Origin of the sequence: Caballeronia sp. LjRoot29 (assembly GCF_964252755.1) — a bacterium.
In the GTDB taxonomy this organism is placed as follows: domain Bacteria; phylum Pseudomonadota; class Gammaproteobacteria; order Burkholderiales; family Burkholderiaceae; genus Caballeronia.
Map to the genome: position 1 here is coordinate 401,906 of NZ_CAXUPU020000002.1, position 15,335 is coordinate 417,240.

Sequence of the window (15,335 nt, forward strand, 5' to 3'; positions counted from 1 at the left end):
TTGTGGCAAAACTCGAGCACGTTAGTGTGATGGACATCGCCGGCAGCTTTCGCGTAACCTGCCGGGGTACACCTTTCACAACTAACGGATTTTCCGGCTAATGACCGCTCACCCGAAAACTCGCGAGATTTTCAATCACGAGCGCGCTAATTGGTACACCGATCCGCGTAGCGCGTTTGATTCCTGGATGGCGCATCAAGCATTCAAAGCATCTTCCTCGGATGTCTACCGAGCGCAATGGGGGCTTTTTCTCGAATGGCTGACCAGTAAACGAATCGATCTCCGAACGGTAGACCGACTTGCCATCGAACAATTTGTCACCCAATTAGAGATTCGAAAACCACAGCGCGTTCGCTATCTTCGCCTTATCGAACGGGTACTCGATCATGTACGCGAGATCGAAATGGCATCGACGAATCCAGCTCGCTTCATTGCGCAGGACGGCGAGGCTCCATGGCGAGACGCGCGCGAAAACGAGCCAACTGGTTTTCTCGCACACGGTGAACGGGCAGCTCTGATCAGGTATCTTTTCTCTCCAATCGGCGATCTGCCGACAGGGCAGCTGTGGCGCGAACGGCGCGATCGTGCGCTGGTCAGCGCGTTCCTGGGCGGCGGGGTAAAGACGGGTGAGGCAGCGGCGCTGACCGTTAGTAACTATTCATGGAGCCAGCCATGGCTCACCGTCGAGGCGACCAACTCCGCATTAAATCGGGAAACCCGGCTCGCACCCTTTGCAATCGCCTTACTCGATAATTGGATCAGCGAGCGCAAGACGGCGCGATTACTCGGCGACCTGCTGTTCCCATCCGCGCCGTCAGGACGCCCGATGCACAAGGCCACCATGCTGCGCGCGATCGATGCCGTGATCGAAGCGGCAGGCATCGCCAATTCCCGGGCGGCACGCGCCAGTCCGCAAACCTTGCGCAATACATTTGCTGCCGAGTTATTCGAAAGTGGCACACCACCCGAGCGTGTCGGGCAATGGCTCGGGTTCCAGCAGCAAATCTCGGCGCATCGGTTGCATCGAGCATGGCAAAACTGGATAGGTGAGGAAATACGGGAGCGGGATCAAGCCGAGGCGCGAGAAAGCGGGGACGAGGCGAACCACGCGTTCAAATAGCGTTTGGCTCCCGAAAAGCCTCACCTTTGGGCCGATTCACTCGAATCGACGATCTCGGCCGAGTGAAATCGGGCCACAGCCAGCAGCCGTGACGATGCAGTCCCAGACGATCGATCACAATCCGGACAGGACAATTCGAACTCGTCGTCGTGCTGCGCAAGTTCGGGTTCGCCGGTAATACACGTTGGACAGCTAGCAGGCACGGCAACAAAACCGTCGATGTCCATTCCCAAGCTCTCCATTTCCTGCTCGGACAGTCTTCCTTCCTCAACCATCGTCCAGATCAGCCGGGCGACGTTTTCGCTCATCCCGCTTTGTCCGCGCAACGCGTCACGCTCCAAAGCCAGCGCGTCGATTTCATCCGATTGCTCGCGAATTCGCAGTTCCAGCCGATCTGCGCGTGCCTTGGCGATGCTAAGTTGTTGAATGAAATCGAATTCTTTCTGGCTCGCCTGACGCACTCCCGCTTGGTATGTTGCCGCCATGCCACGCAAAGAATCGAGTTCCACGAGCATTGGCTTCACTCGCCGCTCGGCCTCACTGATCGCGTCCTTGATCTGTTGCGCGTAATGCTCGGTGTTGTGTCGCAGTTCCGTGTTCAGCGCATCCACGCGATCGCGTAGCGCGGCGTTAGCCGTTTGCTCTGTTTCCAGCCGCTGAGTCAGCGCAGCATGTTCCCGTTCCAATCGATGAATCGACGCCTGCACACTGCTTTGTGCTTCCAGGTCGCGGCCCCGAAGCGATCCTAATTCGATCTCGAGTGCAGAATTGCGGGCTAGTGCGCTATCAGCGCGCGCCTCACTGCGGCGAAGTGCTTCGTCGACTGTTGCACAACGTACTTCTGCATCGCGAAGCCGGCTTAACGCAGCGTCGACATTATCTTTAGCAGCATGGCGTTCATCTTCGAGAGATCGAACCGCGAATTCTTGCGCTTCCTGGAAAAGCTGTCCGAGTAATTCACCGGCTCGCTCTTGCAGTCCTTCCGGAATCGCTCCGCTTTCAATCCGAACGCGCGATGCGGATCTGATCCGAGCCCAGAATGCGTCGATATCCTTCGGGATATCGCTCGCGCTGCCGGTTTGCGTGAGATCCCGGACAGTGGCCATCGACGGGCGAATGCCGAAATCGAAGAAAAGCCGCTTGCAAGCGTGCTGCGATAAATCTTGTCGACGCGCTCCGCCGGTTCGCATTGTCGAAAGCTCAGCTCTCAGCGCAAGATGTTCTGCATCGTTCATACGAAACTCCGGGTCAAATTCGTTCGTATAATAATACTTTACGTATCAAATGCTACGGATTTCGGATGGATACTCAGGTTCGCCCTCGCGCATACTCTCTTTCTGCCCAATCGCGGTATATCACCCATGCGGTGCAACGGCATCCGTGAAACATGTCGAGGTTAATCCGTCAAGCCGTTGATTACTAGCATCTTTTCGCAAGATCGTCATTTCCTCGAATGTTCCACGGCGTTTTTGTTCCACGGTTCTCTTTCTCTGATCACTCAGCTGCTTGAGAGTATTAGAAGTAAACACCTTTGAAACCTAGTTAAAGACGTTAACGCCACGGCGAAGCCTTACCAGATAAGGCTTTCCGAGGGGTTCGGTGAGCGTCTGCGGGATAGATGGTGAGCTAACACGGGGGTGATCGGTGTATAGGTTCGGGGACTAGCGTGAGAAGTCACAGGAGCAAGCGTGAGCGAGTTCGGGAGACCGACGTTTTGTGATGGTGAGGAAATACAGGGGCCGCTGCTTCTGTTCCCCATATGTGACGGTACGGCAAGCGTTAACTCGCCAAATCTTGCAGTGAGCCTTTGCAGGATCGCGAAAATGCGAAAATTCCAACCAAAAATAAGTAATTATTACCTATTGGTGAGACTTTGCAGGGGCCAAATCGATTTGAGGGTGAGACCATACGGGTGTGGACAGTCCAGACGCCCTGGTTTCGGAGACGCCCAAACTTCAACGGTGAGCGAATACGGGAGAGCTGTGCGGCGGTATTCGGCATCGCCTATTTTGCCGATCCTACTGGTTTTAAGGGGTATTTCTGCAAATCAGGACTAGAGGTGAGGTTTTCCGGGAGCGCTTTGAGATACGCGCAAGATCGGTGTCGACGGCTTTGGCGAGGTCCAAAGGTGAGGCTTTTCGGGACGACATGTCTTGACCTTAAGGTTCGCAGATCCCGCTTGCCGGACACCGTATTCACCAATGTCCCAATAAGCTGTTGATTTAAATAGAATTTCAAATCATAGATGGCGCTCACATCTAGCCAGAGGTGAGGGTTTTCGGGAGTAATGTTCAGCTGCCTGCGGCGATCTTGTCGTGCTCAAAAGGAGATGAAGGTGAGCTTTTACAGGACCGTGTTAGCCTGAATTTCGATGCTAAAAAGGCTTTTGCAGTGCAAAAATCTAGAAAATCTCTGTTTATGACTCTAAAGGTGAGTGTTTGCGGGGGCCGGTGAGGGACAGGTATCGATGCTGCCAACTGCGGGAGAGTCCAAAGGTGAGGTTATGCGGGACCTTCGATGCGTGATTCAAATGCCTGTTTTGAGACCGCCGTTTGGCTGAATAGGGCTCTCCGGTGGCGTAAGGGTGAGCCTTTGCGGGAGAAATTGCGTGCTAACCGTAGTGTTATCGAGAGTTAAAGCTCTGATAACTCGACGAATACGGTAATTTCCCTGCGCTTTCATGAATTTTCGCGTTCCGGAGAAATTTCGCAAAAACCACAGGGGCGCGTAAAAAAATTTCAGGTGAGAAGATACGGGACCGCGCTTTGCGGCGTCACGATCCGGTCCCGCAAGCTCCGCATCCGTTTACCCGCGTGGCACGGGGCAAAAATGAGATGGGGCGTCACGGTGAAGGTGAGGCTTTTCAGGAGCGCACCTCAGTGAGTTTTGCGTGTGACATCGCCTTCACCACTACAGGGTGAGTGTGGACCTGTAGACGAGCATCACCGTCATGAGTATGCTTTCCAAAATTCTCCTGACTCCAGCATGGCAACCAAACGCGCGAAGAAGACCGATATAGTGAGTCCGAGCTCGGCTGAGCTGCGAAAAGCCGTCGAAGCCATCGCTATCCAGCCAAAAAGCGGGAAGATCACGCTTTTGACTCGAAAGTTGTTCAACGTGCTGCTGGCTGTCGCTCAGCAAGCGGATGAGTCCGGGGACACGTATCGTGCGCTTTTATCGGACATTGTCGCGAATGCAGCGTTCGATTCCAACGATACCGCGCTCGTGAAAGAGCATTTGCGCCGCATGGTGTCGGTGCAGGTGGAGTGGAGCACAGGCACTTCAAGTCTGAAGCCAGGCCGTAAGTGGGGAATTTCGACGTTGATTGCAGACGCCGAAATTCTCGAGGACCCTGCCACGCGTCGGGTGTGGGTTGAGTTTTCATTCGCACCGAAGATCAAGAAAAAGCTGCTCGACCCGGTGCAATACGCGCGCTTGAGTCTGCAGTTTCAAAGTCAGCTCCGTAGCAGCGCTGGGCTTGCGCTTTACGAAATCTGCGTCCGCTATCTGACAAATCCCAGTCATCTCACTATGCGCGAGACGTGGGAATGGTGGCGGCCGATCTTGTCAGGTACACCCGACACCGAAGCAGGCGACGAAGCCAAGCGCGAGTACAAGTATTTCAAGCGCGACTATCTTCGCCCCGCGATTGCGGAAGTCAATGCCGTTACCAACATCTTTGTGGAATTGATCGAGCACAGGGAAGGCAGGCGGGTAGCTGAGATTCAGTTTCGCGTGACTGAGCGTAAGCAGCCCATGCTTGCACTCGACGAACATCCGAACGTGTTCGACAGTACCTTGGTCGATCGCATGGTGAAAATCGGGATCCCGCTGAAAGATGCGCAAACGCTTTACGCGGACAGCGAGGAAAACCGAATTCGGTCAGCGCTGCAGATGACCGAGCAGAGAATGCGGAGCACGACGCTGCCTGCGGTGCGCAGTGCGGCTGCGCTTTTCAAAGATGCTCTGAAGAAGGGTTATGCGCCCAAGGTCGAAGCGTTGCCGGCGGTAGCGGCGCCAGCGAAATCCAATGGAGCGCCGGCAGACGACCTGAAGGCACGGTTGCTGAGTGAATATTCCGTGTTTCGCCGGAAGGAAGCGCGCTCGTTATACGAAGAACAAGGTGAGTCTGAACGGGAGCTTGCCCGTCAAACCTTTGAGGAAGATGTGCTGCCGGAGCTTGGTACCCACATGCGTGACGATTGGCGCAAGCGGGGACTCGATTCAAAAATGGGAGAAACGTCGTTTTTCGACTGGCTTGCGCGTAAGACGTGGGGAGAGCCGACCGATGGCGACTTGCTGGCATTCACGTTGAATCAGAGCCGCACCACGTAAGAATCGAGTTAGAGGGACTGCAGCGGACGTCGTGCCCGCCACTTTTGTCCCTCTACTGGTATTTTTCGTTACTACGGTACCTTCATTGTTTTGCGGTATCCGTCTGCAGCATCTTCTCTATCTGCTGAAGAATTTCATCGCGTTTGTCTTTCGACAAACCACGTAAGCGTAACTCCAGCCTGTCGTCTCCATACGTCTTCAGATCGCCCACGGAAAGCCCATCCAGCTTGATTTCCAGCCGCTGCGCATAGCGTTGACGGCCTGCGGGTTTCGGGGTTTCTTGTGCAGTCGCCCGACCTTTTACAATGTCGGCGACTTGCCGGGTGCTCAGATCGTCCGATGCAATCTTATTGATCAATCGCAGCGTGGCGTCTGCGCCGCGCGCCGTATGAAAGCGCGAGACCTGATAAGCCATGTTCGAACCAAATCGATCCGGCCGGGCGACCATTTCATGCATCACGTTCTCGGGAAGCTTGGCAATAGCCAACGCGACGGCGATCGTGGACTCGTCGAGACCAAGATGGTCAGCGAGTTCGCGCTGGCTCTGGAAATGCTTTTCATCGAGGAAACGCTTCCAGACGATGGCGTTATCGAACACGGTTTGCGAGTCCCGCTGTACGTTCAAGTCATAACCCAGCTTGTAGCTTTCAATGCCAATGGGAAGGTCGATGACAATCGCCTTCACGGTTTCTTTGTTGGCTTCCTTCAGCGCCCGCACTCGCCGGCCGCCGTCGCTCACAAAAAACGTACCGGGGTTGTCGTGATCGGGGATCACGTGAATGGCTTGCTGCTGGCCCTGCTTCGCCAGATTGACAGCCAATTCTGCAATAGACGCCTTCAGATAGAAATGCCGGGGATTGAACGGGCTGGGCTTGATAGCCTTCAGCGGCAACTCAATGACCTGGCCGTGTACGTATCGGTTTTTCCGGCGCCACGCCCTGAAGTCTTCCGACTCCTGCGCCGTCGGGTCGTCGTGAAACGCGTCTTCGGAGTAGGTGCTGGAGCGGCCAGTGACCTGCTTATCGTTACCTGCTTCTTGATTGACGATTTCGTCGATGGCATTGATGCGATCAAGGGCCGTGCGCTTTTCGCTGCTGGTCGTATCTGGCCGGGCTTTGAAGCCTTTGGCGAACTGGGTAGGTTTCATTCAGGATCCTTTATGCGCATAAAGTTCAGGGAAGCATGGCGAGAACTTCGTCTGCGCACGCACGTATCTCAATGGCCGCCAGTCGCGCTCCTCGGTCGTTCATCTGAAGCACAGTTTGGCCGAGAGCCATCGCCTGCTTGTAGCACTCGCGAGTCGGAATCTGCGTTTTCAGCAAGGGGAAACCCAACTCTTCCAGCGCACGCTTCAGTTCGCGTGTCAGCATGCGTTTTTCTTCGGTCTTGTTGAGGAGAAACACTGCGCGCAGATCCTCATTCATGACCTGGGCTTGCTGGATGAGTTTGACAAGGCCCACGCTGGACCAATAGTCGGCGGGCGACGACGATGTCGGGACAATGGCAACCGTCGCAGCGAGAAGAACGACACCCGATACTTTTTCCGTAATCGAAGGCGGGCAGTCGACGACGATGATGTCGTAGTCGTTGACGAACTTCCTGATTTCTCGATGAATCTGGGCCCCCGCTTCTGACAGGTTGACGATAGGAAACGGGATGCCGCTGGCCTCGTCGGCCGCAGCGCTGGCCCAGTGGACCAGCGTATTTTGCCCGTCGGCGTCGACGACGAGCACCCGCTTTCCCTTCTCGTGAAACGCAGCGCCTAGATGCATTGCTATCGTGCTTTTTCCTACTCCGCCCTTCTGCTGCGTGATCGCAATGATTTCAGCTGCCACGTTTTGCTCCCAAATTTAGCTTTTCGAATTTTACATTGAAAACTCAATTTTTCTAGCGCTAACTGTTTTGATTGGCCGTTTGGTCGGGTTTCTGCGGGTTTATGCGCATAAAGTTGGGAGCGCTGAAGTGATTTGACACGCCTGATGGCGTTGTTGTTGGCCGACGTCTGCGGGCTGTGCTGCAAAGGGCCAAGGGACGTGATGCTGATTCTTAAGTTGCAATCTTGCTTTGACGCTCGCTCCGCGCGCGTCGGAGAGCCGATACGTTTGGCAATGGTTCGGGGCAATGGCCGCGACGTGAATTCGATCGAGAAAACGTGGTTTCCTGCCGGGCTTTGAGGGTGAGCTTGGGCTTGAGATTTGGGCTTGATCACTCCCTGGATATTTCGACACCGACTCGACATGCTCCGTCCTCCGCCGTTCGGTGAGCCGTGAGTTTTACTCGCCGTGTCAATGAGGAAGGGCGATTGGCCTTGATCGATGATCGCGGAGCGACATATGTCGGTGCAGGAACGTACTGCCCTCGGCCCCTGCTGAATGATCACTACGCTCGTTCGTGTCCGTCGATCGGGGGCCGGTTTATCGAAAACGACCACGAGCGAGCGGAAAATCCGCCGGCCAGACTTTATGCGCATAAAGTCTGGCATCACCCGTCTTGATTTCTGCGGGCACGCGTCGTCTAAGTGACTTCGTACGACTCACTGACTGGGACGCAAACCAATCATCCAGCGTAAGTGGCGATCGGGGTGGTTGGCTCTAGGCACCCTTCGGGTTCGCGATGTCGAGGACGATCTGACAACCCGAATGCTATCCCGCATAAATTTGTTCGGGCCATCGTCCAACACCATGGAATTCGCTATCTGTATTTCCGTTTTGGGTTTTTCAGGCGCGGCGCTAGATCTCAATCCGGGATATTTGTTTGAAATGCACACCCCGGTCAGGGCATGAAATTAAATTTATTATAGTTATAACTAGTAAATTAAATAAACGTGATACACGTCAGCTAAGTGCGATCTGATCCTTGCTCGCAACGTCATCTATTGCCGAACGCGAGCCTCGACGGAAGCTTTAATCGACCATGGACTTCAAACGCGAAGAACGCAGAAAAGAGTTAACCAGGAATGAATGGGCCCAAGAGCGAGATAAGACGGCAACTCAACCACCCGGCGATGACGTGCTACACACATTTGCGTCGTCCCGCGTCCGCTAAAGAACGGCCCTGAGTAACAACGCTCCTCCGCCAACGGCCTGTCAAAACGCCACCTCATTTTTTTAAACTACCGCCAAACCCCTACGGCCTGAAGCATCCCAAGTATTTTGTAAGCCTCCGCTCGTAAAATCCGGCGACCGTGCGATGCCGGTGGTGTGCCAACACCGGATGAACACCCGAGTCCCGCATAACCCCCCGAAACAAGCCGTCCAGCAGGCAAAGAACAAACACGCAATCGAACACCCCGGTCATCCCTCCACCTAAGCCAAGGGCATTTCAGTGCATCTGACCTCGACTCTCGCCGCGTGGTCCGCCCACGACACGCGTCTCCTCATCGCATGCGCGCTCGGTCTCGCGACAATCATCGTTCTCATCAGCGCGCTGAAACTGGCGCCTTTTCTCTCAATCCTCGTCGGCACCTTTGTCGCGGGTTTCACGGCGAGTTTGCCGCTCGAAGCCGTCGCGAGCGCGTTCAGCAAAGGGGCGGGCGGAATCCTGGGCGATGTCGGCATCATCATCGCGCTCGGGGCCATGCTCGGCGCGCTGATGGCGGAATCGGGCGCGGCGGACCGGCTGGTCTCCACCATCCTCGATCACTCCACGCCGCGCACCTTGCCGTGGCTGATGGCGCTGGTGGCCATCATCATCGGATTGCCGCTGTTCTTCGAAGTCGGTCTCGTCATGATGGTGCCGATCATCTTCGTGATGGCGTGCCGCTCGAAGCAGCCGATCCTGCGTATCGCGATTCCTGCGCTCGCCGGCATGACGACGCTGCACGCGCTGCTGCCGCCGCATCCGGGTCCGCTGATCGCCGTCAGTGCGCTGCACGCGGACCTCGGCATCACCATGGGGCTGGGCTTCATCATTGCCATTCCTGCCGTGATTCTCGCCGGACCGGTGTATGGCATGTGGCTCTCGAAACGCATGCACGTGGAGGAACCAGAGGAGATGGGCAAGCTGTTTTCATCGAAAGTCGATGAGAACGGAGGGCTCGACGCGCCAAGCTTCGGCATCTCGTTGTTGACCATCCTTCTGCCTGTCGTACTGATGCTCGGACGAACGGTCGCGAAACTGGCGGTCCAGCCCGAAACCCTTCTCTTCGATACCCTTAATTTTCTCGGTGAGCCACTTATCGCGCTGGGACTCACCGTTCTTTTCGCGATCGTCGCGCTCGGCTGGTCGCGCGGCATGGCGCGTGATCGAGTGGGCGGCATCCTGCGCAAAAGCCTGCCGCCGATCTGCGCATTGCTGTTGACCATTGGCGCGGGCGGCGGTCTCAAGCAGACGCTGGTCGTCGCCGGCATCAGCACGACGATTGGCAAGATCGCCATCGGCTCGCACATGCCGCTGATCCTGCTGGCTTGGCTCATCGCAGTGGCCTTGCGCCAGGCGACCGGCTCGGCGACCGTGGCCACTACGACCACTGCGGGGATCATCGCCCCGGTCGTGGCGGGTTTGAGCGCGACCCACAACTCGCTGCTGGCGCTGGCGATTGGCGCGGGTTCGGTGTTCTTCTGCCACGTCAACGATGCCGGTTTCTGGATGATCCGCGAGTATTTCGGCCTGCAACTCAAGCAGACCGTCTACGTCTGGTCGGTGTTGCAGACCATCGTCTCGGTCGTCGGCCTTGCGTTGACGCTCGTCATGTGGGGCGTACTGACGTAAATCGTGGGCAGATTGGCAAGGCAAGCGGGCACTCCGACCCTAAACTGCGAACAAAGGAGATGTCCATCATGCTTGCCTTGCGCCCCTCTTGTGAATGCTGTGGAAAAGCGCTGCCGCCCGACGCGCGCGACGCGATGATCTGCAGCTTCGAATGCACGTTCTGCGAAGCCTGCGTGTCGTCCCGGCTGAGCAACGTGTGCCCCAATTGCGGCGGTGGTTTTCAGCTCCGCCCGATTCGGCCGAAAGCGATGCTCGAAACCCGGCCGCCTTCAACCGATGTGCATCCGGCCGGCGTCGATGAACACGCGCATCGCGTATTCCTTGATCGCTACAGGGCGATCCCGCCTTCCGAACGATAAACGCAAGCTGGCCTGAGTGCCCTCAGCCGTTGACGTCACGTTTGCTGGATCTACCGCCTCAGGGCAATCCCTGATCTGAGCGGCGCTCATACCCGTCCGCACGAATCGTCGATTCCTCCTCATCGGCTTGCGCTCGCACAATCTGTTCATCGATCCACTCCATGAACGGAAGCCAGCATGCCAACACCCCAATCCGGCCGCACCCTCCACATTGGCGAGGGCTTTGAAGGCCCGGGCGTCAATCTCGCTCACATCAACGTGCTTGTCGGCCCGCGCGACGGCCCAGCCGGGCAGGCCTTCGCCACCGCGCTCGCCACGCCTTCAGCGGGCCACGCGCCGTTTGTCGTCATCGCGCAACCTGGCGTGCCGACCAAACCGCTCACGCTGTATGTCAACAAGGCCCCCATAGCCGGTGAATTTCACGGCAACGCAACCTGGGGCGCATCGCAGGCGGGAATAGCGAAAGCCGTAGCCGAATCGCTGGAAGACGGCACGTTGCCGCCCGAAGCGGAAAACGATTGGGTCGTGGTGACGGCGAACTGGGTGAACCCATCTACAGACGATCTCGACGCAGTCTTTCGCAACAACTACCGCGCGACGAAAAACGCCATCAAGGCCGCCATGCTCGGCTTGCCGTCGAAGGAAGACGTGTTTGCCGCCGCGCGAGAGGTATCGAATCCCTTCTACACACCCAAATTGCCGCAAGCGGCCCTCTAAAAATCAGTGCGACGGTGCCGTGACCGGCAACCGTCGCCGTGCGTCATTGACGTCATGGAGACTCAAAGAATGGAATTTGTCCGTCTGGGCCAGTCAGGCCTGAAAGTGTCGCGCCTATGTCTGGGCACTATGAATATGGGTACCCCCCAATGGAAACCGTGGATTTTTGACGAACAAAAGAGTGAACCCATCGTTCGCCACGCGCTGGAGGCTGGCGTGAATTTCATCGATCTGGCGGACTTCTATTCGGCAGGCGTTGGAGAAGAAGTTGTCGGTCGCATTCTTGGACGCCTTGCGCGGCGTGAAGAAATCGTGGTGACGACCAAGGTCGGGTATGACATGGGCGCTTATCAGAACGCCGGCGGTCATTCGCGCAAGCATGTGCTTGACGGTATCGACGCATCGTTGCGCAGGCTGGGCATGGACTATGTCGACATCTACATGCTGCATTACTTCGATACCACTACGCCCGTGGAGGAAACCATGGGCGCGCTGAACGACATCGTCCGCTCGGGCAAGGCGCGTTATATCGGGGTATCGACCATGTACACGTGGCAACTGGCGAAGATCGTCCAGGTCTGCGAGCGGCATGGCTGGCACAAGCCTATCAACATGCAGTTGCAGCTGAACCTCGCCTATCGCGAGGAAGAGCGCGAAATGATGCCGTATTGCGCGGACCAGGGATTGGGTGTGTCCGTCTTCAGCCCGCTGGCGCGCGGACTCCTCACGTGCGACACCGCCTCCACGCGTAACCAGACCGACTTCTTTACATCGCAAATGTATGGCGACGCAGCCTCGCGGGAGATTGCGGCATCGGTGGCGCACGTGGCGAAGCGGCGTGGTGTGAGCGCGGCGCAAATTGCGCAGGCTTGGGTGCTCCGGCGCGACGGCGTCGCCAGCATGCTGGTGGGCGCAGATTCGCCCGCCCAGTTCGATAGCGCGCTGAGCGCGCTCGGCACTTACCTGGACGCGGACGAGCTGTACGAACTCGAACGCAACTACACGCCGTGCGATGTCATCAATGACTACACCGCCGGCCGTCGTACCGCGCGCGAATCTCGCGCGCCGCAAGGCGACTTTGTTCAACCGATGAAGGACGCCGCATGAATCTGCTTCGCAAAGAGCATTACATCAATGGCGCCTGGCAAAACAGTGCCGAGACTTACGCCGTCCGCAATCCAGCTACGGGAGAAGTGATCGTCGATGTCGCGAAGGCCGGTGCTACGGAAACGGACCAAGCCATTCGCGCTGCGGAGATCGCGTTTCCCATTTGGCGCTCTCTGACCGCGAAAGAGCGTGGGGCGCGGGTCAGGCGCTGGGGCGAACTGATGCTGGAGCATCGCGACGCGCTCGCCGAACTGCTGACACGTGAGCAAGGCAAGCCGCTTGCGGAAGCAAATGGCGAAGTGGCGTATGCCGCAAGCTTCCTCGAATGGTTTGCCGAAGAAGCGAAACGCAGCTACGGCGATGTAATCCCAAGCCCGAAGCCCGGTTCGAAGATCATCGTCACGCGCGAGCCGGTCGGTGTGGTCGCCGCCATCACGCCCTGGAACTTCCCGCTTGCCATGATCACGCGCAAAGCGGGTCCGGCGTTGGCGGCGGGTTGCACGATGGTGCTGAAGCCGTCCGAGGAAACGCCTTTGAGCGCGTTGGCACTCGCGGTGCTCGCGGCGGAAGCCGGCATCCCCGCGGGCGTGTTCAATGTCGTATCCGGAGACGCTGTAGCGATTGGCGCGGCGTTGACCGCATCGCCCGTGGTGCGCAAGTTGTCGTTCACCGGCTCAACGCGCGTGGGCAAGCTGCTTGCCGCGCAATCCGCGGACACGTTGAAGAAACTATCGCTGGAGCTTGGTGGCAACGCGCCGTTCATTGTGTTCGACGACGCCGATCTCGACGCAGCAGTGCAGGGCGCGATGGCATCGAAGTTTCGCAACACAGGCCAGACCTGCGTATGCGTGAACCGATTTTTCGTGCAGGCGGGGGTGTATGCCGAATTCACGCAACGCTTGACCGAGGCGGTACGGAAGCTCCGCGTCGGGAACGCGCTCGAGCAGGAAGTGGATCAGGGCCCGCTTATCAACGAGGCTGCTTTCAGGAAAGTCGGCGATCACGTTGCAGACGCACTCGGTAAGGGCGCGTCAGCACTAATCGGCGGGCATCCCCATGAGCTGGGCGGGACCTTCTACCAACCCACCGTGCTCGTTCATGCGAACCGCACCATGTCGATCGCACAGGAAGAAACGTTCGGACCGGTTGCCGCCTGTTTCCGTTTCGAAACAGAGGCCGAGGCCATCAAGCTTTCCAACGACACCCCGTTCGGGTTGGCCGCATATTTTTATTCGCAGGACCTGGGCCGTGCGTGGCGTGTAGCCGACGCACTCGAGACCGGCATGGTGGGTATCAACGAAGGAATCATATCGACGGAGGTAGCACCGTTCGGAGGCGTCAAGCAATCAGGTCTTGGCCGCGAGGGATCGAAGTACGGCCTCGATGAATACATGGAAATGAAATACATGATGATCAGCGGCCTGATGGGCAATGACCGCTGAGCGCCTAAGGATGCCGGTTATGCGCCACGCAATGTTGCCGTCGCGCATGGCCGGCGTCAGCTGAATTGAAGAACATATAGGTAAGGAGACGCAGTGAGTCATCAGGACACGCCAAGTAGTGTTTTTCCAATCAGCCCGCTGCCTCATGCGGCCACAACGCCTGTTCGCGCGCCAGCACCGCCGAAGCCGAAGCCGGTTTTACTCGACGACATTCCGTTAAACCGATTCCATATAAAAATTGCGGGCCTGACATTTGGCGCGCACTTCACTGAGGGTTATGCGCTCGGCACGGTGGGATACGCGCTGGCATCGATGAACCGGCAGATGCCGCTCGATTCATTCTGGATGGGGGCAATCGGCAGTTCCGCTTTGATCGGAATTTTCCTCGGTAGCCTGGTATTTGGCCGGCTGTCGGATCGGCTGGGACGCCAGAGCATCTTTCTTAGCAGCTTTGTCATCATCACCGTAGCGGCGTTCCTGCAATTCTTCGCTACCTCGCCTATGGAATTATTCGCGTTGCGGGTGTTGATCGGCTTCGGAATGGGTGGTGACTTCACGGTGGGTCACGCCATCCTCGCTGAATTTTCGCCACGAAAGCATCGTGGTGCACTTCTGGGATCATTCAGCGTGGTGTGGACGATTGGTTACGTGGTGGCGAACGTGCTCGGCATGACGTACGGCGACGCGGGACCCGACGCCTGGCGCTGGCTTCTCGCGTCCGCGAGTCTGCCTGCGCTTATCGTGCTGATATTGCGTATTGGTACGCCGGAATCGCCCCGTTGGTTGCTTGGCAAAGGGCGCGTCAAGGAGGCGAATGACATTGTGCTTAAGCATTTCGGGCCAGGCGTAGCGCTTGACGCAGAAGATGCCATGGCGAGCGTCGCCACGAAACACGGTTATGCGCGTCTGTTTCAGCCCGACCTGATCCGCAGGACGCTCTTCAATTGCGGGTTCTTCGTGTGCCTGGTGATTCCCTACTTTGCGATCTATACCTTCCTGCCCGGCATCCTGAAGGTAATCGGCCTGAGCAACGGTTTCGGTGCGGATCTGTTGCTGAACGCGGTGCTGGTGATCGGCGCCGTGCTGGGGATTTGGCTGACCATCAAGCTGCCGCGCCGGCACTTCCTGATCGGATCGTTTGCAGTCACCTGCGCAATGCTGATAACCATGAGCTTGCTGCCATCGTCCGCAACGCTCGCCATGATCGTCGCGTTCGCTGTCTTCACCCTGACCATGTCGGCGTTCAGCAATCTCGTTGGTGTCTTCCCGCCGGAATGCTTCCCAACGGAAGTACGTGCGTCGGGTGTTGGGCTCGCCATTGCATGCAGTCGGCTTGGTTCGGCGATTGGCACGTTCCTCTTGCCCGTTGGGATCGCGGAGATCGGGTTCCATTACACAATGATGGTGCTGGCCGCCGTGCTGCTGATTGGCATGATCGTTTCGATAGCCTGGGCGCCCGAGACGCGTAACCTTACTTTGCGCGCCGCAAGCGGTTCCCCCTAACCGCAACGCCCTTCGCTTCAACCGCCGCTCCCGAAAACCCTC

11 protein-coding genes are annotated in these 15,335 nt (G+C 57.3%); 8 read left to right on the forward strand and 3 right to left on the reverse strand.

The genetic code is table 11. From position 1 onward, the window contains the following. Positions 1–100: 100 nt before the first annotated feature. Positions 101–1,120: a tyrosine-type recombinase/integrase gene (locus tag ACSQ83_RS03975; RefSeq protein ID WP_436227272.1), complete on the forward strand. Its 1,020-nt coding sequence runs from the start codon at positions 101–103 to the stop codon at positions 1,118–1,120. A gap of 20 nt (positions 1,121–1,140) precedes the next feature. Here the strand turns inward: ACSQ83_RS03975 and ACSQ83_RS03980 are convergent, their stop codons facing one another. After that, positions 1,141–2,355, reverse strand: coding sequence for a DNA-binding protein (locus ACSQ83_RS03980; RefSeq protein ID WP_436227273.1), 1,215 nt, complete (start codon positions 2,353–2,355; stop codon positions 1,141–1,143). A 1,750-nt stretch (positions 2,356–4,105) separates the two neighbouring features. On the opposite strand from ACSQ83_RS03980, the gene ACSQ83_RS03985 reads away from it, so the two are divergent. Next, positions 4,106–5,455, forward strand: coding sequence for a replication initiation protein (locus tag ACSQ83_RS03985; RefSeq protein WP_414951837.1), 1,350 nt, complete (start codon positions 4,106–4,108; stop codon positions 5,453–5,455). Positions 5,456–5,537: 82 nt separating this feature from the next. On the opposite strand, the gene ACSQ83_RS03990 is transcribed toward ACSQ83_RS03985, so the two are convergent. Both ACSQ83_RS03990 and parA read right to left on the reverse strand, forming a co-directional pair. After that, a complete protein-coding gene (locus tag ACSQ83_RS03990; protein WP_436227274.1) occupies positions 5,538–6,602 on the reverse strand; it encodes a ParB/RepB/Spo0J family partition protein in 1,065 nt (354 codons plus the stop codon). A gap of 25 nt (positions 6,603–6,627) precedes the next feature. Beyond that, on the reverse strand, positions 6,628–7,290 hold the full coding sequence (gene parA, locus ACSQ83_RS03995; protein ID WP_414951835.1) for a ParA family partition ATPase: 663 nt from the start codon (positions 7,288–7,290) through the stop codon (positions 6,628–6,630). A gap of 1,489 nt (positions 7,291–8,779) precedes the next feature. On the opposite strand from parA, the gene ACSQ83_RS04000 reads away from it, so the two are divergent. From ACSQ83_RS04000 to ACSQ83_RS04025, 6 genes are all read left to right on the forward strand, one after another. Then, positions 8,780–10,165 (forward strand): GntT/GntP/DsdX family permease, encoded by a 1,386-nt coding sequence (locus tag ACSQ83_RS04000; RefSeq protein WP_436227275.1) that lies wholly within the window; start codon positions 8,780–8,782, stop codon positions 10,163–10,165. Positions 10,166–10,233: 68 nt separating this feature from the next. Then, complete coding sequence (locus tag ACSQ83_RS04005) at positions 10,234–10,524, forward strand: DUF1272 domain-containing protein (RefSeq protein ID WP_414951833.1); 291 nt, start codon at positions 10,234–10,236, stop codon at positions 10,522–10,524. Between the two features lie 177 nt (positions 10,525–10,701). Further along, entirely contained in the window at positions 10,702–11,241 is a 540-nt protein-coding gene (gene fae / locus ACSQ83_RS04010) for a formaldehyde-activating enzyme (protein ID WP_436227276.1), read from the forward strand. A gap of 69 nt (positions 11,242–11,310) precedes the next feature. Beyond that, positions 11,311–12,348, forward strand: a complete 1,038-nt coding sequence (locus tag ACSQ83_RS04015; RefSeq protein WP_436227277.1) for an aldo/keto reductase — start codon at positions 11,311–11,313, stop codon at positions 12,346–12,348. Further along, on the forward strand, positions 12,345–13,790 hold the full coding sequence (locus tag ACSQ83_RS04020) for an NAD-dependent succinate-semialdehyde dehydrogenase (RefSeq protein WP_436227278.1): 1,446 nt from the start codon (positions 12,345–12,347) through the stop codon (positions 13,788–13,790). The genes ACSQ83_RS04015 and ACSQ83_RS04020 overlap by 4 nt, the downstream gene beginning before the upstream one ends. A gap of 93 nt (positions 13,791–13,883) precedes the next feature. Further along, the gene (locus ACSQ83_RS04025; protein ID WP_436227279.1) at positions 13,884–15,293 is read left to right on the forward strand and encodes an MFS transporter; all 1,410 of its coding nucleotides are present in this window, start codon (positions 13,884–13,886) and stop codon (positions 15,291–15,293) included. Positions 15,294–15,335: the final 42 nt, after the last annotated feature.

What these genes read in the sequence shown, in the direction of transcription:
- ACSQ83_RS04005 (WP_414951833.1), top strand. Translation starts at nt 10,234, where the DNA reads ATGCTTGCCTTGCGCCCCTCTTGTGAATGCTGTGGAAAAGCGCTGCCG.
- ACSQ83_RS03980 (WP_436227273.1), bottom strand. Translation starts at nt 2,355, where the DNA reads ATGAACGATGCAGAACATCTTGCGCTGAGAGCTGAGCTTTCGACAATG.
- ACSQ83_RS03985 (WP_414951837.1), top strand. Translation starts at nt 4,106, where the DNA reads ATGGCAACCAAACGCGCGAAGAAGACCGATATAGTGAGTCCGAGCTCG.
- ACSQ83_RS04020 (WP_436227278.1), top strand. Translation starts at nt 12,345, where the DNA reads ATGAATCTGCTTCGCAAAGAGCATTACATCAATGGCGCCTGGCAAAAC.
- ACSQ83_RS04015 (WP_436227277.1), top strand. Translation starts at nt 11,311, where the DNA reads ATGGAATTTGTCCGTCTGGGCCAGTCAGGCCTGAAAGTGTCGCGCCTA.
- fae (WP_436227276.1), top strand. Translation starts at nt 10,702, where the DNA reads ATGCCAACACCCCAATCCGGCCGCACCCTCCACATTGGCGAGGGCTTT.
- ACSQ83_RS03975 (WP_436227272.1), top strand. Translation starts at nt 101, where the DNA reads ATGACCGCTCACCCGAAAACTCGCGAGATTTTCAATCACGAGCGCGCT.
- ACSQ83_RS03990 (WP_436227274.1), bottom strand. Translation starts at nt 6,602, where the DNA reads ATGAAACCTACCCAGTTCGCCAAAGGCTTCAAAGCCCGGCCAGATACG.